Annotated in this window: 20 protein-coding genes; 8 read left to right on the top strand and 12 right to left on the bottom strand. The window is 72.7% G+C overall.

Annotated elements, in window-relative coordinates; all coding sequences use genetic code 11:
• Positions 1 to 532 precede the first annotated feature (532 nt).
• Positions 533 to 1729, bottom strand: a complete 1197-nt coding sequence (locus ACK4TT_RS08865; RefSeq protein WP_410212841.1) for an OmpA family protein — start codon at positions 1727 to 1729, stop codon at positions 533 to 535.
• A gap of 529 nt (positions 1730 to 2258) precedes the next feature.
• Positions 2259 to 4055 (bottom strand): cation:proton antiporter, encoded by a 1797-nt coding sequence (locus tag ACK4TT_RS08860; RefSeq protein WP_410212840.1) that lies wholly within the window; start codon positions 4053 to 4055, stop codon positions 2259 to 2261.
• Positions 4056 to 4136: 81 nt separating this feature from the next.
• Between ACK4TT_RS08860 and ACK4TT_RS08855 the strand changes: the two genes are divergently transcribed.
• The 5 genes from ACK4TT_RS08855 to ACK4TT_RS08835 all read left to right on the top strand — a co-directional run bounded on the left by ACK4TT_RS08855 (position 4137) and on the right by ACK4TT_RS08835 (position 9785).
• The gene (locus ACK4TT_RS08855; RefSeq protein ID WP_410212839.1) at positions 4137 to 4544 is read left to right on the top strand and encodes a DUF2946 family protein; all 408 of its coding nucleotides are present in this window, start codon (positions 4137 to 4139) and stop codon (positions 4542 to 4544) included.
• 67 nt (positions 4545 to 4611) lie between these two features.
• Positions 4612 to 6681 (top strand): TonB-dependent receptor family protein, encoded by a 2070-nt coding sequence (locus ACK4TT_RS08850; RefSeq protein ID WP_410212838.1) that lies wholly within the window; start codon positions 4612 to 4614, stop codon positions 6679 to 6681.
• On the top strand, positions 6669 to 7160 hold the full coding sequence (locus tag ACK4TT_RS08845; protein WP_409642501.1) for a YcnI family protein: 492 nt from the start codon (positions 6669 to 6671) through the stop codon (positions 7158 to 7160). The genes ACK4TT_RS08850 and ACK4TT_RS08845 overlap by 13 nt, the downstream gene beginning before the upstream one ends.
• Before the next feature lie 10 nt (positions 7161 to 7170).
• Positions 7171 to 7629, top strand: a complete 459-nt coding sequence (locus ACK4TT_RS08840) for a copper chaperone PCu(A)C (protein ID WP_409642504.1) — start codon at positions 7171 to 7173, stop codon at positions 7627 to 7629.
• An 86-nt stretch (positions 7630 to 7715) separates the two neighbouring features.
• On the top strand, positions 7716 to 9785 hold the full coding sequence (locus tag ACK4TT_RS08835) for a M13 family metallopeptidase (RefSeq protein WP_410212837.1): 2070 nt from the start codon (positions 7716 to 7718) through the stop codon (positions 9783 to 9785).
• 374 nt (positions 9786 to 10159) lie between these two features.
• On the opposite strand, the gene hisG is transcribed toward ACK4TT_RS08835, so the two are convergent.
• The 6 genes from hisG to ACK4TT_RS08805 all read right to left on the bottom strand — a co-directional run bounded on the left by hisG (position 10160) and on the right by ACK4TT_RS08805 (position 18537).
• Entirely contained in the window at positions 10160 to 11146 is a 987-nt protein-coding gene (hisG, locus tag ACK4TT_RS08830) for an ATP phosphoribosyltransferase (protein ID WP_410212836.1), read from the bottom strand.
• A complete protein-coding gene (locus tag ACK4TT_RS08825; RefSeq protein WP_409642513.1) occupies positions 11143 to 12285 on the bottom strand; it encodes an ATP phosphoribosyltransferase regulatory subunit in 1143 nt (380 codons plus the stop codon). The genes hisG and ACK4TT_RS08825 overlap by 4 nt, the downstream gene beginning before the upstream one ends.
• On the bottom strand, positions 12285 to 13757 hold the full coding sequence (hisS, locus tag ACK4TT_RS08820) for a histidine--tRNA ligase (protein WP_409642516.1): 1473 nt from the start codon (positions 13755 to 13757) through the stop codon (positions 12285 to 12287). The genes ACK4TT_RS08825 and hisS overlap by 1 nt, the downstream gene beginning before the upstream one ends.
• Positions 13758 to 14137: 380 nt before the next feature.
• Entirely contained in the window at positions 14138 to 15700 is a 1563-nt protein-coding gene (pgi, locus tag ACK4TT_RS08815; RefSeq protein WP_410212835.1) for a glucose-6-phosphate isomerase, read from the bottom strand.
• A 22-nt stretch (positions 15701 to 15722) separates the two neighbouring features.
• Positions 15723 to 16361 (bottom strand): thioredoxin family protein, encoded by a 639-nt coding sequence (locus tag ACK4TT_RS08810; RefSeq protein ID WP_409642521.1) that lies wholly within the window; start codon positions 16359 to 16361, stop codon positions 15723 to 15725.
• Between the two features lie 31 nt (positions 16362 to 16392).
• Complete coding sequence (locus tag ACK4TT_RS08805) at positions 16393 to 18537, bottom strand: protein-disulfide reductase DsbD family protein (protein WP_410212834.1); 2145 nt, start codon at positions 18535 to 18537, stop codon at positions 16393 to 16395.
• Between the two features lie 145 nt (positions 18538 to 18682).
• Here ACK4TT_RS08805 and ACK4TT_RS08800 point away from each other — a divergent pair, with 145 nt between their 5' ends.
• A complete protein-coding gene (locus ACK4TT_RS08800) occupies positions 18683 to 19075 on the top strand; it encodes an acyl dehydratase (RefSeq protein WP_409638465.1) in 393 nt (130 codons plus the stop codon).
• 181 nt (positions 19076 to 19256) lie between these two features.
• On the opposite strand, the gene ACK4TT_RS08795 is transcribed toward ACK4TT_RS08800, so the two are convergent.
• Positions 19257 to 20057 (bottom strand): SapC family protein, encoded by an 801-nt coding sequence (locus ACK4TT_RS08795; protein WP_409638462.1) that lies wholly within the window; start codon positions 20055 to 20057, stop codon positions 19257 to 19259.
• Between the two features lie 177 nt (positions 20058 to 20234).
• On the opposite strand from ACK4TT_RS08795, the gene ACK4TT_RS08790 reads away from it, so the two are divergent.
• Both ACK4TT_RS08790 and ACK4TT_RS08785 read left to right on the top strand, forming a co-directional pair.
• Positions 20235 to 21122, top strand: a complete 888-nt coding sequence (locus ACK4TT_RS08790) for a MaoC/PaaZ C-terminal domain-containing protein (RefSeq protein ID WP_409638459.1) — start codon at positions 20235 to 20237, stop codon at positions 21120 to 21122.
• A gap of 15 nt (positions 21123 to 21137) precedes the next feature.
• Complete coding sequence (locus ACK4TT_RS08785) at positions 21138 to 21938, top strand: acid phosphatase (RefSeq protein WP_410212833.1); 801 nt, start codon at positions 21138 to 21140, stop codon at positions 21936 to 21938.
• 59 nt (positions 21939 to 21997) lie between these two features.
• Here the strand turns inward: ACK4TT_RS08785 and ACK4TT_RS08780 are convergent, their stop codons facing one another.
• The 3 genes from ACK4TT_RS08780 to ACK4TT_RS08770 are packed head-to-tail and all read right to left on the bottom strand — an operon-like array spanning position 21998 to position 24395.
• Positions 21998 to 22528, bottom strand: coding sequence for a GNAT family N-acetyltransferase (locus tag ACK4TT_RS08780; protein ID WP_409638454.1), 531 nt, complete (start codon positions 22526 to 22528; stop codon positions 21998 to 22000).
• Positions 22525 to 23403 (bottom strand): N-carbamoylputrescine amidase, encoded by an 879-nt coding sequence (gene aguB, locus ACK4TT_RS08775; RefSeq protein WP_410212832.1) that lies wholly within the window; start codon positions 23401 to 23403, stop codon positions 22525 to 22527. The genes ACK4TT_RS08780 and aguB overlap by 4 nt, the downstream gene beginning before the upstream one ends.
• The gene (locus tag ACK4TT_RS08770) at positions 23403 to 24395 is read right to left on the bottom strand and encodes an agmatine deiminase family protein (protein ID WP_409638448.1); all 993 of its coding nucleotides are present in this window, start codon (positions 24393 to 24395) and stop codon (positions 23403 to 23405) included. The genes aguB and ACK4TT_RS08770 overlap by 1 nt, the downstream gene beginning before the upstream one ends.
• Between the last annotated feature and the right edge of the window lie 68 nt (positions 24396 to 24463).

The following is a 24463-nucleotide window of genomic DNA, read 5'->3' as shown; positions in this document are numbered from 1 at the left end:
GGCGGCCAGCTCCAGGCTGAGCTCGGCGAAGCGGCCCAGCATCGCCTCGGCCATGTCGGCAGGGGAGGACATGAACAAAACAGGAACATCAAATCTCCGGGGAGTCAAGGATTTTCGTGCGGGCGGGGCCGTTCGAGAGGGGACCACGGAAAGCACGGAAGGCGCCCGAGCGCGCCCGCACGGAAGAAGGACCACGGATTTCACGGATTGCACGGATGACCGCCGCCCTTGGACCGTCATGGCCGGGCCTGTCCCGGCCATCCCTGGACGCCGGGGGATGCTGAGAGGGCCGAGCGCGTCGCGGCCGGGTTCCAGGCGTGGGCGCCCTTGGATCCCCGGGACGAGCCCCGGGGATGATGGACTGGTTGGCGGCTCGCCGCTTCGCCGGCGCGAGATCGTTCGACGGAGCCGCCCCTCTCCCCGCCCTCTCCCTATCGGGCTGAGCCCGGGGGGAGGAGGAGATTCAAAAGCAAAGGGCCCGGGGTTTCCCCCGGGCCCTCGCCTAGCTTCCGACGGTCGTCGGCGATCGAGATCAGAAGTTGATGTCGATCGTCGAGCGGCGGTTCAGCGGTTCCTTCACGCCGTCGCCGGTGGCGACCGCGGGTTGGGTCTCGCCCTTCCAGTCGACCGACAGGGCCGTCTGGTTCACGCCCGAGCCCACCAGGGCGTCGGCCACGGCCTTCGCACGGCGTTCCGACAGGCGGACGTTGTAGGCCTGCGAACCGGAGGTGTCGGCGTGGCCGACCACCACGACGCGGGTGGCGTTGCCGCTCTTGGCGTAGTTGGCCGCTTCCGTGACCACCGTCTGGGCTTCCGGCGTCAGCACGTACTGATCGAACGGGAAGTAGACGATGAACTGCTTCGCCTCATAGGCCGGCGGAGGCGGCGGCGGCGGCGGCGGGGGCGGCGGCGGGGGCGGCGGCGGCGGCGGCGGGGGCGGCGGCGGCGGCGGCGGGGCGGCGAACGAGTAGCGCAGGCCCAGGGTCACCGACGAGTCGCGGTATTCGCCGTCGAACACGCCCGGCTGCAGGCCGGCCGCGGCCGAGCCCGTCGAGGCGAAGCTGACGTCCGAACCGCCGAGGTAGCGGTAGGTCAGATCGACGTTCAGGCGATCGGTCGCCTTCCAGGCCAGGCCGGCGAGCAACTGCCAGGCGAAGGCCGTGTCGCTGTCGTCGATGCTGAGGTTCTGGATGGCGGGGTTGGTCGCCGAGAGCGTGCCGGTCACGTTCGAGAACTGGCCGACCGTGTCCATCTTGACGTGGTTGATGCCGATGCCGGCGCCCACGAACGGATTGATCGTCGAGCCGGGCAGGATGTCGTAGATGACATTGCCCATGACGGTCCACGAGGTGACGTCGCCGTCCGGCGAGCCGCAGGTCGGCGAGGCGGCCGTGCGGGTCACGCCGGGGGTGCAGAGGCCCAGCACCGCCTGGTTGGTGCCGCCGCGGATCGATTCAACGTCGCCGCCGCGATAGCCGAGCTCGAGCTCGACGCGCCAGTTGTCCGTCAGCTGATAGCCGAGACGGGCGAAGCCGGCCCAGTCGTCTTCCTGGTTGAAGTCCCAGTTGTACGGCTGACCGTTGGCGGCGTTGTTCGAGGACGTCATCTCGAACTCTTGCGGCCAGTGGTAGCCGAGATCGACGGCGCCGTACCAGCCGACTTGCGCCGAGGCGCTGCCGGCGGCGAACACCGCGGCCATCGCGGCCCCTGCCAGGAGTTTGAACTTCATAATCAGAGCCCTCTCGTTGCCCTCAGGTGGTGCGGCCAATTGACCCGGCCGCTTTTATAACAAGGCCGCGGGAATGCGTAAGTGTCGCCAAAGCCACACTCCGATCCCAATTTCGCCGGCCTTCGCAAGCTCTGCCAGGACGCTAGACGACGACCCTTCAGTGATCAACGTCATGCGAGAGAGATCAGACTCCCCGCGCGCCCGGCCCGCCGACCGAGTTTCACCCCAGCCGCCGGATGGTTTCAAGTCGAGCACCTCCGCTCTTCAAGGCCAGGCTTTGCAGCGCGGCCGCCGAATTCTGAAGGAAGCCCGTCGTAATATTTGTGGAGCGTGCGGAGCGTCGCAGGCGCACTGGACGAACGCGCGCCCGAGGCCAGCGGCTGCGAAGCTGCTCCCGGAAACGACATCCAACCCCTCGTCCACCCGCGCGCCCAGGCGCGTCACCGCAGCCCAACGTTCACGGCTACGCTTGGTTCCGCGTTGATGAATGTCACCTGAAGATTTTTTCGCGCCCAACTTCCGGCGCCGTTCAGGCGCCGTCCTCGCGGCGGAAGCGGCGGGCCCGGCCGCCCAGGGCGTCGGGGCGGTTCAGGGCCGCCCGGAACTCGTCGCGCCGTTCGTGCACGGACGCAATCACCAGGCCCATGGGAACGCCCACGCCCACCAGCACCGCCTCGGAGAGCTGGAGGCTGGCCTCGACCGTCTCGGGCACGGCGTCGGTGGCGCCCAGGTCGTAGAGCCGCTGGGCGTGGCGGGCGTCGCGGGCGCGGGCCACGATGGTCAGGTCCGGGCGCATCTCGCGGGCCACGCCGACGATGGTCTCGACGCCTTCGGGATCGTCCATGGTCACCACCAGGGCGGCCGCCTCGGCCAGGCCGCAGCGGAGCAGGAACTCGGGCCGGGCGGCGTCGCCGAAGAAGATCGCCTCGCCCCGGCGGCGGCCGCTGTCCACCAGGCGGGGGTCCATCTCGGCGGCGACCCAGGGGATCTGGTGGCGGCCCAGCATCTCGCCCACCAGGCGCCCCACCCGGCCGTAGCCGACCACCAGGACGCGGGGGACCGAGCCGTCGCCGGCCGCGTCGCTCGCGGCCTCGGGCTCGGCGGGAATCTCCGTCGGGGCGACGTTCCGCCCGCCGACGCGCAGGCCGAGCTGGGCCAGGAGGGGTATGGTGAACATCGACAGGGTGGCGGCGACCAGGGCCGTCTCGGCCACCGCCCGATCGACCAGCCGCTCGGCCATGGCCTGACCCAGGATGACGAAGGCGAACTCGCCCGCCCCGGCCAGCAGCAGGGCGGCCTCGGCCGCCGAGCGCTCACGCACCCCGAAGAGCCGGGCGAGGGCGAACACCAGGACGACGTTGAGCGCCACGAGGCCCGCGGCCGCCCCCACGATCACCGCCGGCCGCTCCAGCAGCAGGGGCACGTTGAGCCCGATGCCCACGGAGATGAAGAACAGGCCCAGCAGCAGGCCCTTGAAGGGCTCGACCCGCACCTCGACCTCGTGGCGGAACTCGGTCTCGGCGAGCAGCAGGCCGGCGATGAAGGCCCCGAGCGCCATGGAAAGGCCGACGGCGGCGCTGAGCAGGCCGGCGCCGATCACCACCAGCAGGGAGGCGGCGACGAACAGCTCCTCGCTCCTGGCCTTGGCCACCGAGCGCAGCATGGGCCGCAGCAGCAGCCGGCCCAGGACGAACAGCGCCACGACGCCGGCCACGGCCGGGGCGAGCGAGAGCAGGAAGGTCTCCAGCGCCGGCGCCCCCGCGCGCCGGCCGAACAGCGTGAGCGTCACCAGGATGGGCGCGACCACCAGATCCTGGAACAGCAGCACCGAGAAGGTCACCCGGCCGGCCAGGGAGTGCTGGCGCTTCTGGTCGCCCAGGATCGGCATGACGATGGCGGTGGACGAGAGCGCCAGGGCCGCGCCCAGGGCCAGCGCCGCGGGCGTCGGCAGGCCGAGCGCCCGGGCCACGCCGGCGATCGCCAGCAGGCTGAGGCCCACCTGCAGGGCGCCCAGGCCGAAGACGTAGCGGCGCATGGCCCGCAGCCGCTCCCACGACAGCTCCAGCCCGATCATGAACAGCAGGAAGACGACCCCCAGCTCGGCGAGCTGCGACAACTGGTCGGGGTTGTCGATGGTGATGGCCGAGAGCCAGCCGACCTCGCCCGCCAGGCTGCCCAGGCCGTAGGGGCCCAGCAGGACGCCGGCCCCGAGGAAACCCAGGATGGGGCTGATCTTCCAGCGGCGGAACAGCGGGACCACCACGCCGGCGGTCGCCAGGAAGAGCACCACGTCCTTGTAGGCGCCCGTCTCGACCTGGCCTTCCATCACCCCTCCGCCGACCTGCAACGCACTATGGCGCACGCCGGATGCTTGCGGAATCCCCGGCGGGGTTTAGGAGAAGCGTCCGTGAAGCCGCCGCGCCAGCCCCTGAACGCGCGCGCCCGACGCCAGGAGCGCCGGGCGATGCTGGCGCTCGTGGCCGTGTTCGCCCTGCTGGTCCAGGCGCTGATCCCGTCGCTGGCCGGCGCGGCGCCCTCGCCGCTCGGTGGGCCGTTGGGCGAGACGGTCATCTGCACCAGCCTCGGGCCGCAGACCGCGCCCACGGACGGCGGCGCGCCGGCCCACGTCGGCCGCTGCGACCACTGCGTCTGTCCCGCCGCCGCGGCCGGCCTGCCGCCGCCGGCGGCGGACCCCGCGCCGGCGACCTTCGCCTACGTCCGCACCGAGCCCCGCGTTCCCCCGGCCGCCCCGCCGCCGCCGGCCCGCGCGCCGCCGAGACCTCCGGGCCAGGGACCGCCCTCGCCGAACGCCTGACGACTTCGCCGGCGCGTGGGGATCAGACCCGCGCGCCCGTCCCAGCACGTTCGGAAATCCAGAAAACATGTCTCTTCAAGACCGCGCCCCGAGGGGCGCCCTGATGCTGGGCGCGTGCGCCTGGCCCCTCCTCGCCTTGCCCGGCGTCACGCAGGCCGCTGAGGCCGCCGCCCCCACCGTGGACACGGTGATCGTCACCGGCGCCCGCAACCCCGAGGACCCGCCGGTGGTCCAGGACGCCCGCCAGCGCCTCTCCGAGACGCCCGGCGCCGTCTCGGTCATTTCCCAGGAGTCCTACGCCGGGCGCGCCGCGCTGGCCCTGGACGACGTGTTGCGCGATGCGCCCGGCGTCTATGCCCAGCGGAAGTGGGGCGGCGACATCCGCCTCTCGATCCGGGGCTCGGGCATCGGCAACGCCAACCACAACCGGGGCCTGCTGATCGCCCAGGACGGCGTGCCCCTGAACGAGGCCGACGGCTACGGCGACAGCCAGGTCGCCGACCCGCTGAACACCCGCTTCACCGAGGTCTATAGGGGCGGCAACGCCCTGCGCTTCGGCGGAGCCTTGCTGGGCGGGGCGATCAACATGGTCACGCCCACCGGCCGCGACGCCGGCTACGACGCCCAGGTCCGCGTGGACGGGGGCAGCTTCGGCCTGATCCGCGAGCACGCGGCGCTGGCGCGGACCCATGGCGATTGGGACGTCTATCTGGCCGGGACCAACCAGACCGGCCAGGGCTGGCGCCCGCAGAGCCAGCAGAACCTCCAGTTCGGGGCGCTGAACGTGGGCCGGAGCTTCGGCGAGGGCCGCGAGGTGCGGTTCATCCTGAACGGCTCGAACATCGCCCAGGAGATTCCCGGCGCGCTGACCCGGGCGCAGTTCGACGCCGACCCGCGGCAGGCCGCGGCCGGCAACGTGGCCAACGACCAGAGCCGCAACCAGCGGGGGCTCAGGGGCTCGCTCAGGACCACCTGGCGGCTGGCCGACGGGCTCACCCTGGAGGCGGCGGCCTACGCCGTCTGGAAGGACCTGGACCATCCGATCTTCCAGGTGATCGACCAGCAGAGCCGCAACTACGGGGCCTTCGCCCGGCTGGACTGGGAGGGCCAGGCGGCGGGCCGCCGGGCCGACGCCTACCTCGGCGCCTGGGCCCGCACCGGGGACCTGGACTCCAACTTCTACGTCAATGTGAAGGGCGCGCGCGGGGCGCCGACCTCGCGCACCCTGCAGAACGCCGAGGCCTTCGACGTGTTCGGCGAGGGCCGCCTCTTCGTCACCGACCGGCTGGCGCTGGTCGGCGGGGCGACCTGGGGCCTGGCCAGGCGCGACTATCGCAGCTTCGCCATCCCCGGCGCGGCGGGGACCTTCGACCTGGACGCCCGGAAGACCTACGACTGGATCGCGCCCCGCGTGGGCATGCTGTGGGAGGACGAGGGCGGCGCGCAGGTGTTCGCCAACCTGACCCGCTCGGTGGAGCCGCCCAACCTGGGCTCGATGTCGCCGACCAACACCGGCTTCGCCCCGGTGAGGGCCCAGGCGGCCTGGACGGCCGAGATCGGGACCCGGGGCCGCCGGGGACCGCTCCTGTGGGACGTGACGCTCTACCGCGCCTGGCTCGACAGGGAGCTGCTGCAGTACACGGTGGGGAACGGCGTCCCGGCCTCGACCTTCAACGCCGACGAGACCGTCCACCAGGGGATCGAGGCGGCGGCGGACTGGCGGGTGGCGGAGGGCCTGCGCCTGCGCCAGACCTGGACCTGGTCGGACTTCCGCTTCAAGGACGACGCCCAGTACGGCGACAACCGCCTGCCCATCGTGCCGGAGCACTTCTACCGGGCCGAGCTGCGCTACGAGCACCCGGCCGGCTGGTGGGTGGCGCCCGCGGTGGAGTGGTCGGCCTCTGACATCTGGGTGGACTACCGGAACACCGTGAAGGCGCCGTCCTACGCGGTGTGGAGCGTGGGCGGCGGCTACCGCGTGAACGCGCGGCTTTCCGTCTTCGTCGACGCCCGCAACCTGGCCGACAAGGCCTATGTCTCCAACGTCCAGGCGCAGATCGCGGCCACCGCCGCCAGCGCCGCCTACTGGCCGGGCGACGGCCGCTCCGTGTTCGGAGGGATCACATGGACCTACTGAGAACCCTGACGCTCGGGGCCGCGCTCTGCGTCGTGGCCCCGGCGAGCGCGCACGTCGCGGTCCAGCCGACCGAGGCCAAGGCCGGGAGCTACCAGGTCCTGCGCTTCGGCGTGGGCCACGGCTGCGACGGCGCCGCCACCACGGCGGTGCGGATCGAGATCCCCGAGGGGGTGTCGGCCGCCCGGCCGCAGCCCAAGCCGGGCTGGACGCTGGACATCGCCCGCGCCGGCGAGCGGGTGGCGGCGATCACCTGGACGGGGGCGCTCCCCGCCGACCAGTTCGAGGAGTTCGTGATGCTGGTGAAGCTGCCGGCCGCGGGCGGGGCGCTCGCCTTCCCCGCCGTCCAGTCCTGCGGGGCCGCGGTGCTGCGCTGGACCGAGCCCGTCCCGGCGGACGGGCCGCGCCCGGCCCATCCGGCCCCCATATTGACCCTGACCCCCGCCTCCGCGCCGCCCGAAGGCGGCCACGATCATCATTAGGAAGAGACCCATGAGATTCGCAGTCCCCCTGATCGCCGCCGCCCTGGCCGCCTCGGCCACCGCCGCCGTCGCCGCCCCGCAGGTCAGCCCCCGGGCGACCTTGGCCTGGAGCCGGCCCGCCGTGGCCGGATCGACCGGCGCCGGGTTCATGACCCTGGCCAACCCCGGCAAGGCGGCCGACGCGCTCGTGGCCGCCGAGAGCCCGGCGGCCAGGACCACCGAGATCCACCGCTCGAGCATGGCGGCGGGCGGCGTGATGAAGATGGAGAAGCAGGCCCAGGTGGCGATCCCGGCCGGCGGGACCGTCGTCTTCGCGCCGGGCGGCTACCACCTGATGTTCATCGGCCTGACGCGGACGCTGAAGGCGGGCGACAAGATCCCGGCGACGCTGACCTTCGCCAGCGGGGCCAGGGTGAAGGCCGAGTTCGAGGTGCGCGTCACGCCGCCGACGGGCGGTAACCACCACTAGAGTCTGTCCAAAATGTAACGAGCGTGACGGCGGGGGCCTGGGCCATGGTCCCCGCCAAACGCCCTTTCTCGAAGAGTATCAAAGCCATGAAGACCGCCTGGCTCGCCGCCGCCGCCACGGCCGCCCTGCTGCTGGCCACCCCCTCGGCCGCCCAACCCGCCGCGGCCGCCGATTCCGCGCCGGCCCCGCGCGACCTGACGAAGGCGCCGCGCATGGGGACCTGGGGCTTCGACGCCTCGGGCATGGACCGCCAGGTGAGCGCCGGCCAGGACTTCTTCCGCTTCGCCAACGGGACCTACCTGGACAAGCTGGAGATCCCCGGCGACCGGTCGAGCTACGGCGCCTTCAACGCGCTGGACGAACTCTCCAAGGACCGCATGCGGGCCGTGGTGGACAAGGCCGCCGCCAACCCCGCCGCCACGGGCGCCGAGGCCCAGGTGGGCGCGCTCTACCGCAGCTTCATGGACGAGGCCCGGGTGAACGCCCTGGGCGCCAGGCCGCTGGCCGCCGACCTGGCCGCGGTGAAGGCCGCCAAGGACCGCCGCGACATCGCCCGGCTGATGGGCGAGACGGCCAAGGGCTTCGGCTCGTCGGTGTTCTCCGTGCAGGTCTACGACGACGCCAAGGACCCGCTGAAGTACGCCGTCTATGTGGGCCAGGCGGGCCTGGGCATGCCCGACCGCGACTACTACCTCGACGCCAAGTTCGCGCCCCAGAAGGCCGCCTACGAGGCCTATGTGGCCAAGCTGCTGACCCTGGCCGGCTGGCCGCAGCCGCAGGCCAACGCCAAGGCCATCGTCGCCATGGAGACCGAGATCGCCAAGGTCTCGTGGACCCGGGCCGAGCGGCGCGACGACGACAAGACCTACAATCCCTACGAGGTGGCCAAGCTGGCGCAGCTCGCGCCGGGCTTCGACTGGCGCGCCTTCCTGGCCGGGGCGGACCTCTCGAAGGCGACCCGGGTGATCGCCCAGGAGAACACCGCCTTCCCGAAGATCGCGGCGATCTATGCGAAGACCCCGGTGGACACCCTGAAGGCCTGGATGGCCTTCACCACCGCCGACCAGGCCGCGCCCTACCTGTCGGACGATTTCGTGCAGGCCCGCTTCGACTTCCGCCTGAAGACGCTGTCGGGGGTTCCGGCCCTCCAGCCCCGCTGGAAGCGCGGCGTGAATCTGGTGGACGCCAACCTCGGCGAGGCGCTGGGCCAGCTCTACGTCGAGGCCTACTTCCCGGCCGAGAGCAAGGCCAAGATGGAGGCCCTGGTCGGCGACCTGAAGACCGCCATGGGGGCGCGCATCGAGAAGCTGACCTGGATGAGCGCGCCCACCAAGGCCAAGGCCCTGGAGAAGCTCGCCAAGTTCCACGTGAAGATCGGCTATCCCGACAAGTGGCGGGACTATTCGGCCCTGACGATCAAGGACGACGACCTCTACGGCAACGTCGAGCGGGCCGCGGCCTTCGAGTGGAAGCGCCAGGCGGACCGGCTGGACCAGCCCGTCGACCGCGACGAGTGGGAGATGACCCCGCCGACCATCAACGCCTACTACTCCTCGACGAAGAACGAGATCGTCTTCCCGGCCGCCATCCTGCAGCCGCCGTTCTTCGACCCCGAGGGCGACCCGGCCATCAACTACGGCGGCATCGGCGGCGTGATCGGGCACGAGATCACCCACGGCTTCGACGACCAGGGGCGCAAGTCCGACGGCGACGGGCGGCTGACCGACTGGTGGACGGCCGAGGACGCGGCCAGGTTCCAGGCCGAGGCCGACAAGCTCGGCAAGCAGTACGCGGCCATGGAGATCCTGCCGGGCGCGCGGATCAATCCCGAGCTGACCATGGGCGAGAACATCGCCGACCTGGGCGGCCTGCTGCTGGCGCTCGACGCCTACCACCTGTCGCTGAAGGGCCAGCCGGCTCCGGTGATCGACGGCCTGACCGGCGACCAGCGGGTGTTCCTGGGCTGGGCCCAGGTGTGGCGCGGCAAGTACCGGGACGACTTCATGAAGCAGATCCTGGTCTCCGACCCGCACGCCCCGCCCCAGGCCCGGGTGGACGTGCCGGTGAAGAACATCGACGCCTTCCACGAGGCGTTCGGGGTGAAGCCGGGCGATCCGATGTACGTGGCGCCGCAGGACCGGGTGAGGATCTGGTAGGGCGATGACAACCGGCCCGTCGTCCCCGGCGCGAGGCCGGGGATGGCGGATAGGGCGGCGGGCGCCGCGGCCGGTCATCACTTCCCCACCCGTCGCGCTTCGCGCGCCACCCTCCCCACGCGGGGGAGGGACAGTTTTGACTCTTTTGTCAGAAATAACCCGGAGCTGAAAAAGATTCGGCCCGCCGAGGGGGATAGTCTCGGCGGGCCGTCTTGAGCAGTCGCTCTGATTGAGCGGGCGTTTCCTCCCCGAAACGCCGGAGACCTTCGGACTTGCGCCGTCATGTCTCTCGCCCGGTGACAGAACGGCAATTTTCTGCCCGAGTCAACGGGCGCAAACGCCGTTACCGGTACAGCCGGATCAGAATTTCGCGATCAGGCGGAATCTTTCGCCGTCTTTTTGACCGGTTCGTCAAAAACACGCGACCTTAGCGTGTCCAAGGCCGGGCAGCTCACGTCAAAGACGAACTCCGGCCGGGCGGCGGTGACGGGGCCGAGTCCCGCCGCGGTCAGCGCCTGGGCGGCCTCGGCGACTCGCGACGCCTCGACCAGCAGGCCGTTCGGCCGCCGCGAGGCGCCCGCGCGGGTCAGGGCGTCGACGACCGCGGCCTCGGCCGCGTCGTCGCGGGCCGGCCAGATGAGGGTGGCGCTGCGCAGGGCCGCGGCGCGGGCCTCGACCACCCGCAGCAGGCGTTCGGCGGCGGCGAGCGCGCCTTCCGTCCAGTCGGCGCGCAGGGCGGCGGCGAGCTGGGCCTGGCTCTTGAGGATGACGCCGTCGGCCAGCACCTTCAGGCCGTTGGCGGCGAGCGTCGCCCCGGTGGTGGTGATGTCCACGACCAGCTCGGCCGAACCCGCGGCCGGCGCGCCCTCGGTCGCCCCGCCCGATTCGGCGATGCGGTAGTCCACGACCCCGTGCCGGGCGAAGAAGGCGCGGGTCTGGGTCAGGTACTTGGTGGCGACCCGCATCCGGCGGCCGGTGCGGGCCAGGTGCTCGGCGGCGACCTCCTCCAGGTCGGCCATGGTCTCCACGTCGAGCCAGCTCCTGGGGGCGGCCACCACGAGGTCGGCGCGGCCGAACCCCAGGGCGCGCAACAGCAGGACCCGGTCGTCCAGGTCCTCGCCCCGCTCGCGCAGCAGGTCCTCGCCGGTGATGCCGAGGTGGACATCGCCGGCGTCCAGGGCGTCGGCGATGTCGCCGGCCGACAGCAGGCGCACCTGGGCGCCGGGCACGCCCCTGAGGCTGGCCATGTAGCCGCGCGACCCGCCGGTGACGGCGAGGCCGAGGCCGCAATCCGCGAGCCAGGCCTCGACCTGCTCCTTCAGGCGCCCCTTGGAGGGGACCGCGATGATGAGGTCGCTCACGCCTCGCCTCCCGCATAGGCCCGCCAGGGCCGGACCATGCAGCCCACCGCCCGGGCCGGGACCCTCCCGCCCAGGCGGGCGAGGAGGCCGTCGTAGCGGCCGCCGACGGCGACGGGACGGTCGGCCCCCAGGGCCGCGCTCGTCACCTCGAAGGTGAGGCCGTCGTAGTAGTCGAAGGCGTGGCCCAGGGCGGGCGAGAAGCGCATCCGGGCCGGGTCGGCGACCTTGGCGAGCGCCGCCAGCCGCACGTCCCAGGCGGCGAGCGCGGCCTTCAGCGCCGTGTTCCGCTTGCCGGCGAGGCCGGCCACCTGGGCGAGCGCCGCCTGGGGCGCGTCCTCGATGGCCATGAAGGCGCGGATGGCGGCGGCCTGCTCGGCGGTCAGCGCCGGGGCCTGGGCGGCCTCGGCCTTGCGCACCAGGCGGGCGGCGATCTCGGCGGGGCCGCGGCCGCCCACGGGCTCCACGCCGGCCAGGGCCCAGACCTCCTCCAGGAGGGCGCCGGCCTCGGCTTCCGAGAGGCCCGAGAGGATGCGGGCCAGGGTCCCCCCCTGCGGCTGACCCTGCATCTGGGCCGCCTCGTCCACGCGGGCCAGCTCGGCCTGGAGCAGGCGCGGGCGGCCGGCGACGCGCGTCAGCCGGGCGGCCAGGCTGTCGGCCAGGGCGAGGCTCTCGATGAACGGCCCGAACAGGCCCACGTCGCCGAGGCGCAGCGTCAGGTCGTCCCGGCCGCCGGCCAGGGCCGAGCGCCAGGCGAGGCCGGCGATCTCGGCGTCCGCCGCTTCCGTGGGACCGTCAGCGGGCGCGAACAGCTCCAGACCGACCTGGAGGAACTCCTCGGGCCGGTCGGCGGCGGACGCGGCGCGGAAGGCGGTCCCCTCGTAGAGGTAGCGGCCCTCGGCCTTGCCGGAGTCGAGGTGGCCCCGGGCGATGGCGACGGTGAAGTCCGGGCGCAGGCAGGCCTCGGCCCCGCCCTCGGCCTGGACCACGAACAGGCGGGCGCGCATGGCCTCGCCGGCCAGGTCCAGCAGCAGGTTCAGCGGTTGCAACAGGGGCGCGTCGGCGCGGACCGCGCCGGCGCTCTCCAGAGGCGCGCGGATGGCGGCGAGCGCGTCGGCCGGAACGGGGGGCTCGACGCGCATCAGCCGGCGTCCAGGATGCGGCGGAGCGCCGGGATGAGCTCGGCGCGGGGGAGGGTCTGCTGGCCCGGGCGCTGCGCGCGCCACTGGGTGTTGTCGGCCACCTTGCCCGAGAGCTCGCGGCCGAGGTCGAGATCCTTCACGGTGACGGTCCCGGCGGCGATCTCGTCCTCGCCCAGCATGACGGCGGCGGGCGACAGCCGGCGGTCGGCGTACTTCATCTGGGCCTTCATGCCCGAGCTTCCGAGGTAGACCTCGGCGGGGATGCCGGCGGCGCGGATCTCGCCGGCCAGGGCGAAGTAGTCGGCCATGCGGGCCTGGTCGAAGGCGATCACCACCACCGGGCCGCGCACGGCGGAGGCGGCGTCGCGGCCGGCGGCCCTGAGCGCGGCGGCCAGGCGCGAGACGCCGAAGGAGAAGCCGGTGGCGGGCGTGCGCTCGCCGGTGAAGCGGGCCACGAGGTCGTCGTAGCGCCCGCCCCCGCCGATGGAGCCGAAGGTGACCTTCTGGCCCTTGTCGTCGGTGGTGGAGAGCAGGAGCTCGGCTTCGAAGACCGCGCCGGTGTAGTACTCCAGGCCCCGGACCACGGCGGGATCGAACACCGCCCGGTCGGGCCCGACGCCGAGCGCGGAGAGCGCCGCGTCGATGGCGGCCAGCTCCGCCAGCCCCGCGTCGCCCTCGGCCGAGCCGCCGACCACGTCGGCCAGGCGGGCCAGGGTTTCCGACCGCCCGCCGACGCCGGCGGCGGTGAAGGCCAGCACCCGCTCGGCGGCCGCCGTGTCCAGGCCGGCGCCCTTGGTGAAGTCGCCGCTCTCGTCCTTGCGGCCCTCGCCCAAGAGCAGGCGCACGCCGTCGGCGCCCAGGCGGTCCAGCTTGTCCACGGCGCGCAGCACGGCGAGCTTCTGGACCTCGGCCTCGACGCCCGCGGCGGCCATCAGGCCGTTCAGGAGCTTCCTGTTGTTGATCTTGATGACCGCCTGGCCGGCCGGCAGGCCCGCGGCCTCCAGGCCCTCGACGGCCATGGCGATGATCTCGGCGTCGGCCTCGGGGCGGGCGGAGCCCACCGTGTCGGCGTCGCACTGGACGAACTCGCGGAAGCGGCCCGGCCCCGGCTTCTCGTTGCGCCACACCGGCCCGTAGGCGTAGCGGCGGAACGGCTTGGGCAGGGTCTCCCAGTTCTGGGCGGCGAAGCGGGCGAGCGGCGCGGTCAGGTCGTAGCGCAGGGCCATCCACTGGTCGTCGTCGTCCTGCAGGGCGAAGACGCCCTCGTTCGGCCGGTCGGCGTCGGGCAGGAACTTGCCCAGCGCGTCGGCGTATTCGAAGGCCCCGGTGTCCAGCGCCTCGAAGCCCCAGCGCTCGTAGACGCCCGAGACGGCGGCCAGGATCCTGCGCTCGGCGGCCACGTCGCGGGCGCGGCGGTCGACGAAGCCGCGCGGAGTGCGGGCTTCAGGACGTTGAGGTGCATCGCTGGACATGCCCGCGCGCTTAGCGGCTGCGGCGTCAGCGCTCAAGGAACTTGGGGGGTTGAGGTCGTCCATCGGGTCGTCTCTCGGGAAGTCTGAGGGACGGACGAAGCTGTCGGAGGAAAGCCCCGTCCGCTGTGGCGGGGCTTCGGGGGAGGTCGCGCTTCCTAAGCCACGCGGCCGCCGTCCGAACCCGCCGGGGTCGGATGGTGGTGATGGCCGTGATGGTGCGCGGACCGCGTCATGACGGGCGGGGCTATAGCGGAAGATAAATGAAGAAACCACGGATTTCACGGATGGCACGGATGGGGGCCGTGCGACGTACAATCCGTGAAATCGGTGAAATCCGTGGTTTGAAGACCTTCGGCCTCCGCTGGCGCGGAGGCTCGGGGTCAGGCCTTGAGGCGGGCGATTAGGGCCTGGGTCGAGGGGTCGTGGGGGTTGGCGGCGGCGCCTTCCAGGTCGGCGAGGACGCGGGCGGCGAGGGTCTTGCCGAGCTCGACGCCCCACTGGTCGAAGCTGTTGATCCCCCAGAGGACGCCTTCCACGAAGGTCTTGTGCTCGTAGAGGGCGATGAGGGCGCCCAGCGCCTCGGGCGTCAGCCGGTCGAGCAGGAGGAAGCTGGACGGCCGGTTCCCGGGGAAGTGGCGCTGGGGATCCTCGGGCATGGCGCGGCCGACCATCAGGGCCTCGGCCTGGGCCACGGCGTTGGCCAGCAGCTTGCGCTGGGCGGCGGGATCGCCCTCGCGCGCCTCGCGGACGGCGACGATGTCCACGGGGATGACGTCGGTCCCCTGGTGCAGGAGCTGGAAGAAGGCGTGCTGGCCGTTCGTGCCCGCGTCGCCGAACACGGCGGCGGCGGTGGCGTGGGGGACGGGGCGGCCGTCGGCGGTCACCCGCTTGCCGTTGGACTCCATCTCGAGCTGCTGGAGGAAGGCCGGGAGGAGGCGCAGGCGCTGGGCGTAGGGCACGACGGCGCGGATCGGTCGCCCCAGGCCGTTGCGGTTGAAGACGTGGGCCAGGGCCAGGAGCGTCGGCAGGCTGGCGTCCAAGGAGGCGGCGCGGAAGTGGTCGTCCATGGCCGCCGCGCCGGCGAGCAACCCTGAGAAGGCCTCCCAGCCCAGCGCCACCGCGCAGGAGAGGCCCACCGCCGACCACAGGGAGTAGCGGCCGCCGACCCAGTCCCAGAAGGCGAACACCTGGTCCTCCGGCGCGCCGAAGGCGCGGGCGCGGTCGGGGGCGGCGGAGACGGCGACGAGGTGGGCGTCGGCGGCCTCGCCGAGGGCGGCGCGCAGCCAGGCCCGGGCGGCCTCGGCGTTGGTCAGGGTCTCCTGGGTGGTGAAGGTCTTGGAGACGGTGACGACCAGGGTCTGCGCGGGATCGAGGCCGGTCAGCGCCTGGGCGAGCTCGGCCGGGTCGACGTTGGCGACGAAGCGCAGGTCGATCTGGGGCTGAAGCGGCCGGAGCGCCTCCCAGATCAGCCGGGGCCCGAGGTCCGAGCCGCCGATGCCGATGTGGACGATGGCCCGGAACGGCTTGCCGGTCGCCCCGGCCCTGGCCCCCGAGCGCACGGCCTCGGCGAAGGCGCGCATCCTCGCCCGCGTGGCCTCGACCTCGGGGGAGACCGGAACGCCGCCGGCGCGGAAGTCGGCGCCGTCGGGCGCGCGCAGCGCCATGTGCAGGGCCGGCCGGCCCTCGGAGCGGTTGACGATCCCGCCGGCGAACAGGGCTTCCCGCGCCGCCTCGACGCCGGAGGCCCGGGCGAGGTCCAGCATGAGGGCGACGTCGGCCCGCGACCACGGCTGCTTGGAGAGGTCGAGGACGAGCCCCGCCCCTTCCAGCGTCAGGCGCTGCGCCCGCCCCGGCTCGGCGTCGAACAGGCCCGCGATGGCGCGCGTGGCGGCGGCGTCTGCGGCGGCGGAGAGCGCCCGCCAGGCGGTGTCGGCGTCGGTCAAGGGTTCCCCTCGTCAGGCGCAGCTAGTCGGCGGAAGCGTACTTGACGCTGCACCCGTAGGACCGGGTTGCGGGCTGGGCCACGGCGCGGCCCGCCTTGATGTCGGCGAGCGCGGCGGCGACGTAGTTCCTGGCGCCCTTCAGGCTCGCGGGGTCGGACGAGGGCTTGTCGTCGATGCCGCCCATGTAGACGAGGGTCCCGGCCTTATCGACGATGAACATGTGCGGGGTGGTCTTGGCCTCATAGGCGCGGCCGACGACGCCGTCAGGATCGAGCAGGACGGCGGTGGAGGCCGCGCCCGCCTTGGCCTGCCAGGCCTTGGCCTGCGGGCCGGTCAGGTGGCCCTGCATGTCGGGCGCCGAGGAGATCACCGTCAGCCAGACCATCCCGTCCCTCGCCGCCTGCTTCTGGAGGCGCTGCATGTTCCCGGAATTGTAGTGCTTCTGGACGTAGGGGCAGCCCTCGTTGGTCCACTCCAGGACGACGGTCCTGCCCTTGAACTCAGCGAGCGTGCGGGTCCGGCCGTCGGCGTCCCTGGCCTGGAAGGCCGGGGCGGGCTGGCCGATCATGGGCTGGGCGAGCGCGGGGGTCGCGAGCGCGGCGGCCGCGCACATCGGGAAGGCGAGGGCCAGGAGGGTTCGGCGGCGCAGCGGTCGGATCATCGGCGGGCTCCCTGGAGTCGAGGTTCGGACATCAGCGCGGCTTCGCCGCCGCGTCGAGGGCGCGGACGACGAGGCCTTCGGTCAGGAGGACCGGCAGGATGGCCGGCTCGCCGCCGTCCGCGCCGTAGACGAGATAGAGCGGCACGCCGGCCCGGCCGAAGCGGGCGAGGTCGGCGGCGATGACGGCGTCCTTCTTGGTCCAGTCGGCCTTGAGGTAGGCCGCGCCGCTGCGGGAAAGCGCCTCGGCCACGCCCCGGGTCGAGAGGGCGACGCGCTCGTTGACCTGGCAGCTCACGCACCAGGCGGCGGTGTAGTTGACGAGCACCGGCCTGCCCTCGGCGCGCAGGGCGGCCAGGCGTTCGGGCGTGTAGGGCTCGTAGGGGACGCTTCCGGCCGGGGCCTCGGCCGTGGTGGAGGTGGCCTCGGCGTAGCGGGGCCAGACGACGGCGCCGATGGCGACCGCCGCCAGGGCGGCGGCGGCCAGGCCCTGGGCCAGGGGGCGGCCGCCCGAGAGCGCCCGGCGCTGGGCCGCGCCGGCCAGCCAGGCGGCGAGCGCCAGCACGATGGCGGCGGCGAGGATGCGGGCGAGCGCGTCGGCGCCGGCCTGCTGGGTCAGCACCCACACGAGCCAGGCGGCGGCGGCGTACATCGGAAACGCCAGGGCCTTGCGGAACACGTCCATCCAGGGGCCCGGCGCCGGCAGGCGGTCCAGCAGGGCCGGCGCGAAGGCGATGGCCACGAAGGGCGCGGCGAAGCCCACGCCGAGGGCGGCGAACACCGTCAGCGCCACGAGGGCGGACTGGCCCAGCGCCCAGCCGATGGCCGCGCCCATGAAGGGCGCCGTGCAGGGGGCGGCGACGACCACGGCGAGCGCGCCGGTGAAGAAGGCGCCGGCCGTCCCGCCGCGGCCCGCGAGGCCCGAGCCGACGTTCTGGAGAGACCCCGCCACCTCGAAGACGCCCGAGAGGTTGAGGGCGATGGCCAGCATCAGGAGGGCGAGCGCCGCCACCACCGGCGGCGACTGGAGCTGGAAGCCCCAGCCGACGGCGGCGCCCGCAGCCTGGAGGGCGACGAGCCCGCCGGCCAGGACCAGGAAGGTGGCCAGCACGCCGGCGCCGAAGGCCAGGCCCTGGCGCCGGGCCTGCGCATGGGCTCCGCCGCCGTGGCCGGCCAGCGAGGCGGCCTTCATGGCCAGCACGGGGAAGACGCAGGGCATCAGGTTGAGGATCAGGCCGCCGACAAGGCCGAAGAGGGCGGCGGTGGCGAGGTTGAGCCCGCCCGCGCCGCCGCCGGAAGCCTTGGCGGGCGGCGCGCCGAGCCCGGCGGCCCCGGCCGGCGCGGGGCCGGCGGCGGCGGTGAGCTCATAGGCGGGCCCGTCCTCGCCCAGCGCCAGCACGCCCGGCAGGGCGGCGGGGCCGTCGCCGGCCTGGAAGTCGACGCCGGGCGTCAGCGTCAGCGTCAGGCCCTCGGAACCGCGCTCGATGGCTTGCGGCCGGGCGTGGTCGATGGCCGTGCCCGAGAAGGGGAAGAAGTAGGCGTCCGCCACGTCGGCGCCCTTCAGCGGACCGCCGGCGACGGCGAGCTTCAGCACCCCGCCCTCCTTGCGGAAGGCGGCCGTCAGGCCCGCGGGCTTTGGCGCGGCGGCGAGCGTCCGGGCGATGGCCGGGCCCCACTTGGGATCGGGGGCGGCCGGCCCGGCCGTCACGGGCAGGGCGAGCGTCAGGTCGGCGCTCTCGGGGATGCAGATCTCCTCGCAGACCAGGAACGAGGCCTTGCCCTTGAGCGCGACCGTCCCGCCGGGCCGCGCGCCGGCCGGCGCGGTGAGGGTCAGCGGCAGCAGGACCTCGCCCTTGTAGCCGTAGTTGACCAGCGGCCCGATCGGCATCCGGTGGGGCGCGGGCCAGACGAACGCCCCGGCCGTCCAGCCGGCGGGCAGGGTCAGGTCGAGCCGGGTCGCCTCGCCGGAATCGCCCGGGTTCCTCCAGTAGGTGTGCCAGCCCTTCTGGATCTGCTGGCGGAGCGCCACGTGGATCGTCTGGCCGGGCGCGATCCCTTGCGCGGACGAGACCAGCTCGGCCGTCAGGTGGCCCGTATTCACCGGACCCGAGCTCGCCGGCTGGGCCTGGGCCGCGCCTGCAAGGACGAGGGCGAAGAGAACGCCCGCCAGGAACCGCATCGTCACCTCGAAAAGCCGCGCCTGCCCCAATGTACGCCGCTTTATGGCGCGCGGATGTCGCGGGCGCAAAGCGGGGCTCGACTTCGCGCCCGGCGCGCGGACATCATCCGGGCGACCGCAGTGCTTTTTTGAGGAGAGGACGCCCGTGCCAGCCCCCTTCGACGAGATCGAGATCGGCCAGGTGGTCCCGCTGGGCGCGGCGGCGGTGGACGAGAAGGCCCTGGAGGCGTTCTGCGACGCCTTCACGCCGGGCTGGAGCGCCGAGCGCGGCGCGCCGGACGCCATGGTCTATGCGATCTGGGCGCGGCTGGACGCGGTGGCCTGCACCGACTGGCCGCAGACCAAGCGCCTGGGCGTCGACGCCCTGCGCTGGATGCGCAACCCGCCGGCCGGCGAGCTGCTGAGGGGCCGGATGACCATCATGGCCAAGGACCCGGTGGGCGAGGACAAGGGCATCGTCATCGCCCAGCACGACCTTTTGGACGAGGCCGGGCGGCTGGTCTTCTCGTGCCTGACGCGGAGCGTGTTTTCGCGGTGATTCCCCTCCCTTGATGGGGAGGGACAGGCCGCGCCAGCGGCCAGGGTGGGGGGGAGTCTCGACCGGGCTCGGCGCCTGGGATGGGCGGGCCGTTGGACGCTCAACGCCCTATGAGACACTTCCCCACCCTCGCTCGCCGTTCGGCGAGCTCTCCCTCCCCATGAAGGGGAGGGAAACCCGCTTAAGCGTTCGCGGCGGCCGGCCGCTGGACCTGGCGGGCCATGGCGATGGCCACGAGGCGGTCCCAGCCGACCAGCGACAGCAGGTGGGCGTAGATCTGGCCCAGGGCGCCGTTGTCGCGCAGCTCGACCAGCTTGTCGGGCGGCAGCTTGTTCAGCTTCTCCTCGGAGACCCCGAAGTACTCGGCGATCTTCTGGGGCTGGCCGGCGGAGCCGTCGGGGTTGGTGGGCGTGAACTGCGCCGTCTTGGTCTCGAACAGGTCGAGGTCCTTGAGGAGCTGGACGAAGCTCATCGTCCGCTGGCGCTCGATCTCGAAGTTGTTGCAGAACTCGATGCACTGCTGGGTGTACTGGGTGGGCTCGCCCTTTTCGTCGAAGAAGGACAGGTCGCCGCCTTCCACCACGAACTCGGCGTCGCGGTCGACGCACAGCACCATCTGGTTGTTGGCCGTGTCGTTGGCGAACACGAACGGATAGCGGCGGACGTAGGCCGGGATGTAGACGCCCGGCTCGAACAGGCCGTTGTCCTGCACGAACATGTTGTCGCCGCTGTTCAGCCCCATGACGGCGATCGGCAGCTTCTCGTCGCCCACGAAGATGATCGGGCCCGAGACCGCCGCCAGCGGGAACTCGCCCACGGTCAGCGGGATGGCGTGGCCGGACTTGGCGAACTTGAACGGGCCGTCCATGCGCTTGACGCCCAGCTTGCCGTGCAGCTCGCGCGCCAGCGGTTCGGGCTTGTTGTAGAAGAGGACGCTGCCGGTCAGCTCGCCGCCCGCGGGCAGTTGGGTCGTTTCGGACATCGAAAACCTTCGGATCTTGGGAGCGCCAGCGGGACTCCCGGCCCGCAGCGCGAAGTCGCCGCTTCTAGCCGATCCCAGGGAAGGCGGCAAATGCGGCGGACGCGGCTTGCGCGCGGGGCCGCCAGCCTCTTCAATCCGCGCCCGAAGACGAACAGGGAAGACGAACAGGGACGCGTCATGCCGATCTACTATCCCGACATCCTGGAACAGCCGCCCACGACCTGGACCTTCACCTACGGCGACAAGGACGTGATGCTGTACGCGCTCGGGATCGGCCTGGGGGCGGACCCGATGAACCGCGCCGAGCTGCCTTTCGTCTACGAGCGCGAGCTGAAGGTGGTGCCGACGGCGGCGACCGTGCTGTCCTCGGCCGGGGTCTCGATCCGCAAGCGCGACCAGGCCCCGCCGCGCGAGGGCTGGCGCGAGAGCGAGATCAACTTCCTGATGGTCGTCCACGGCGAGCAGAAGGTCGAGCTGCACCGGCCGCTGCCCGACTACGGGACCTTCACCGCCGAACAGAGGGTCATCGGCGCCTTCGACAAGGGCCCGGGCAAGGGCGCCGTCGTCCTCAACGAGACCACCTGGACCGACCAGACGGGCGAGAAGGTCGCCACGCTGACCAGCTCGATCTTCGCCCGCGGCGACGGCGGGTTCGGCGGCCCGTCCGAGGGCGCGCCCGAGCCGCACCCGGTCCCCGAGCGCGCGCCGGACATCTCGGTCGACTTCACCACGCGACCCGACCAGGCCCTGCTCTACCGCCTGAACGGCGACCGCAACCCGCTGCACTCGGACCCCGACGTGGCGAAGATGGCGGGCTTCGACCGGCCGATCCTGCATGGCCTGTGCACCTACGGGATCACCTGCCGCGCGGTGCTGCAGGAGATCGCCGGCTGGGACCCGACCCAGATCCTGAGCCATCAGGCGCGTTTTTCGGCCCCCGTCTTCCCCGGCGACACGGTCACCGTGGACCTCTGGCGCGACGGGAACGTGATTTCCTTCGAGGCCCGGGTTAAGGCGCGCGGCGTCACCGTCATCAAGAACGGCAAGACCGTCCTGCGCAGCTAGCCGATAGAGAGCCTCATGTTCCGTATCCTGATGACCGCCTGCGCGGCGGTCGCCCTCGCCTCCTGCGTCGCGGCGCCCATGTCGAACTCGGGTCCGGCTCCCGGCTCCGATCCGCGTCAGGCCCCGACGGGCGCCGTGCGCGCGCCGGGCGGCCAGACCCAGGGCTACCTCGCGCCCACGGCGCTGAGCGGCAAGGACATCATGCCGCCGCCGCCCGCGCCGGGCGGCCTGTACGACCAGGCCGACCGGGCCAACTACGACGCCACCCGCGCGCTGGAGGGGTCGCCGCGCTGGAAGCTGGCCCAGCAGGACAACGACCTTTGGAACGGCGGGGCGCTGAAGCGCTTCTCCTGCGCCATGGACCGGGAGGTGAGCGCCAAGGGGACGCCCACGGCCTGGAAGCTGCTGCACAAGATCGAACTGGACGGGCGCACGGTGGGCACGCCGCCCAAGAACTTCTTCGACCGAAAGCGGCCGCCCCTGGGCAACGACAAGCCGATCTGCGTGCCGCGCGAGAAGTGGCTGGAGACCAACGCCTCGTACCCCTCGGGCCATTCGATGGTGGCGTGGGCGTGGGCGCTGGTCCTCAGCGAGGCCGTCCCGGAGAAGGCCGACGCCCTGCTGAAGCTGGGGATCGAGTCCGGCGACAGCCGGGTGATCTGCGGCGTGCACTTCCCCTCGGACGTGGAGGCCGGCCGCTCGCTGGGGGCCGGCATGGTCGCCCGGATGCACGCCGAGCCGGCCTTCCAGAAGGACCTGGCGGCGATGAAGCGCGAACTGGCCAAGGCCCCGGCGCCGGAAGGGTGCGGGGCCTGATCCCCCCCTCCTCTCCCCCGCGAAGCGAAACGGGAGAGGAACAGGGAGAGGACAAGAGGTTAGCCGCGCTTCGCCACGAACACGACGTGGCGGCGCAGGGGATGGTCCTCGCCCAGCAGGGGATGGTCGAAGTCGCGGGCCGGGTCGTGGGCCATGCCGATGCGGCGCATCACGGCCTGGGACCGCAGGTTCGTCGCCGCGGTGAAGGCGATCAGTTCGGGCAGGTCCGTGCGGGCGAAGCCCCAGGCGAGGACGGCGGCCGCGCCCTCGGTGGCCAGGCCCTCGCCCTGGACGTCGGGGGCGAGGCGCCAGCCCAGCTCCACGCTCGGCGCGGGCGGCAGGTCGGGGCGGGTCACCTGCAGACCGATGGCGCCGACGAGGCGGCCGTCGGCCTTCCGCTCGGCGGCGAAGAAGCCGAAGCCGTCGCGGGCGATCTGGCCGTTGATCCGGTCGATCAGGGCGTCGCTGGCCGCCCGGTCGATGGGGCCGCCCAGCCAGTCGCTCACCCGGGGGTCGCCGTTGATGGCGGCGAAGGGCTCGCGGTCGGCCTCGCGGAACGGCCGCAGGATGAGGCGTTCGGTCTCGATCACGCCGGCCGCCGCTCGACGAGGGCGCCGTAGAGGTCGGTGCGGCGGTCGCGGAAGAAGCCCCAGGCCGCGCGGTGGGTGGCGAGGAAGTCGAGGTCGAACTCGGCGGTGAGCACGCCCTCGTCCTCCCGCCCGAAGGCGGCCACGAGGTCGCCCCGGTGGTCGGCGATGAAGCTGGAGCCGTAGAACCGCTGGCCGCCGTTCGGATAGCCGTCCCACGGCTCGAAGCCGGTGCGGTTGGCGCCCGCCACGGGGATGACGTTGGAGACCGCGTGGCCCTGCATCGCGCGGCGCCACGGCGCGGCGGTGTCGAGCGTGGGGTCGTGCGGCTCGGAGCCGATGGCGGTGGGATAGAGCAGCACCTCCGCGCCCATCAGGGTCATGGCCCGGGCGCATTCCGGGTACCACTGGTCCCAGCAGATCCCCACGCCGATGCGGCCGAAGCGGGTGTCCCAGACCTTGAAGCCGGTGTCGCCGGGGCGGAAGTAGTACTTCTCCATGTAGCCCGGCCCGTCGGGGATGTGGCTCTTGCGGTAGACGCCCATAAGCGACCCGTCGGCGTCGACCATGACGAGGCTGTTGAAGTAGTGGGGGCCCTCACGCTCGAAGATCGAGATGGGCAGGACGACGCCCAGCTCCTTGGCGAGCGGGGCCAGCGCGGTCACGCACGGATGCTCGCGCCAGGGGTGGGCGGTGGCGAACCAGCGCTCCTCCTGGGCCACGCAGAAGTAGGGGCCCTGGAACAGCTCGGACGGCAGGACGACCTGGGCGCCCCGGGCCGCGGCCTCGCGGATGAAGCCTTCGGTCTTGGCGATGTTGGCCGCCAGGTCCTCGCCGTAGGAGGTCTGGATGGCGGCGACGGAGAGCTTGCGGGTCATCAAGCGGGCTCCTGCTGGGTGATGCAGTGGAAGGACCCGCCGCCGGTGAGGATGGCGAGCGACGGCAGGCCGATCACCTGACGGCCCGGGAACAGGTGCTCCAGCGCCTGGACGGCGAGCGCGCCCGGCTGTTCCGCATAGATCGGCACGATCACCGCCCGGTTGGCGATCAGGAAGTTCATGTGGCTGGCCGGGATCGGCTCGCCCTCGTCCCCCTCGATCCAGCCCGGCGAGGGAATGCGGACGACCTTCAGGGCCTCGCCCCGCGCATCGGTCTGGTGGGCCAGCCGGCGGGCCGCGTCGTCGTAGGCCGCCGCGTTGGGATCGCCCCGGCCCCAGGCCACGGGCACGGCCACCACGCCCGGCGCCACGAAGCGGGCCAGGTTGTCGACGTGGCCGTCGGTGTGGTCGTTGCGCAGGCCCTCGCCCAGCCAGATCACCTTCTTCGCGCCCAGGGCCCCCGCCAGGGCGGCCTCGGCCTTCGCATCGTCCCAGCCGGCATTGCGGTTGGGGTTGAGCAGGCACTGGCCGGTGGTCAGCACCGTGCCTGCGCCATCGTGGTCGACGGCGCCGCCCTCCAGGATGAAGTCGTGACGGACGAGCTCGGCGCCGGCGGCCCGGGCGATCTGTTCGGCGACCTCGTCGTCGTGCGGCAGGTCGTACTTGCCGCCCCAGCCGTTGAAGCGGAAGCCGTGCGCCTTCCCATCGGCGAAGATGGGGCCGGTGTCGCGCAGCCAGATGTCGCCGAACCGGCCGGGGACGATCTCGATTCCGGGAACGTCGCCGAGCAGGGCGCGGGCGGCCGCCTCGCCGTCGGGATGGCCGGTCATCAGGCGCACGCGCTCGCCGCCGGGGCCCGCGAGCGCGCGGGCCAGCGCCGCCACCTCGGCCTGGGCGGCCGGGAGGTCGTCCCGCCAGAGGTCGGCATGGCTCGGGAAGCCCAGCCACATGGCGGCGTGCGGCGCCCATTCGGCGGGAACGGTGAAGGTCATGGGCCCCCCAAAGGCGAGAACGGGCGTCGAAGCCGGGCGCAGATGGCCCCCCATGACCCCCGCGTCAA

It is taken from the genome of Phenylobacterium sp. (assembly GCF_046463815.1).
Taxonomy (GTDB): Bacteria; Pseudomonadota; Alphaproteobacteria; order Caulobacterales; family Caulobacteraceae; genus Phenylobacterium.
The sequence above is the reverse complement of the archived record's forward strand: the minus strand, read 5'-3'. Positions and strand labels throughout refer to the sequence as shown.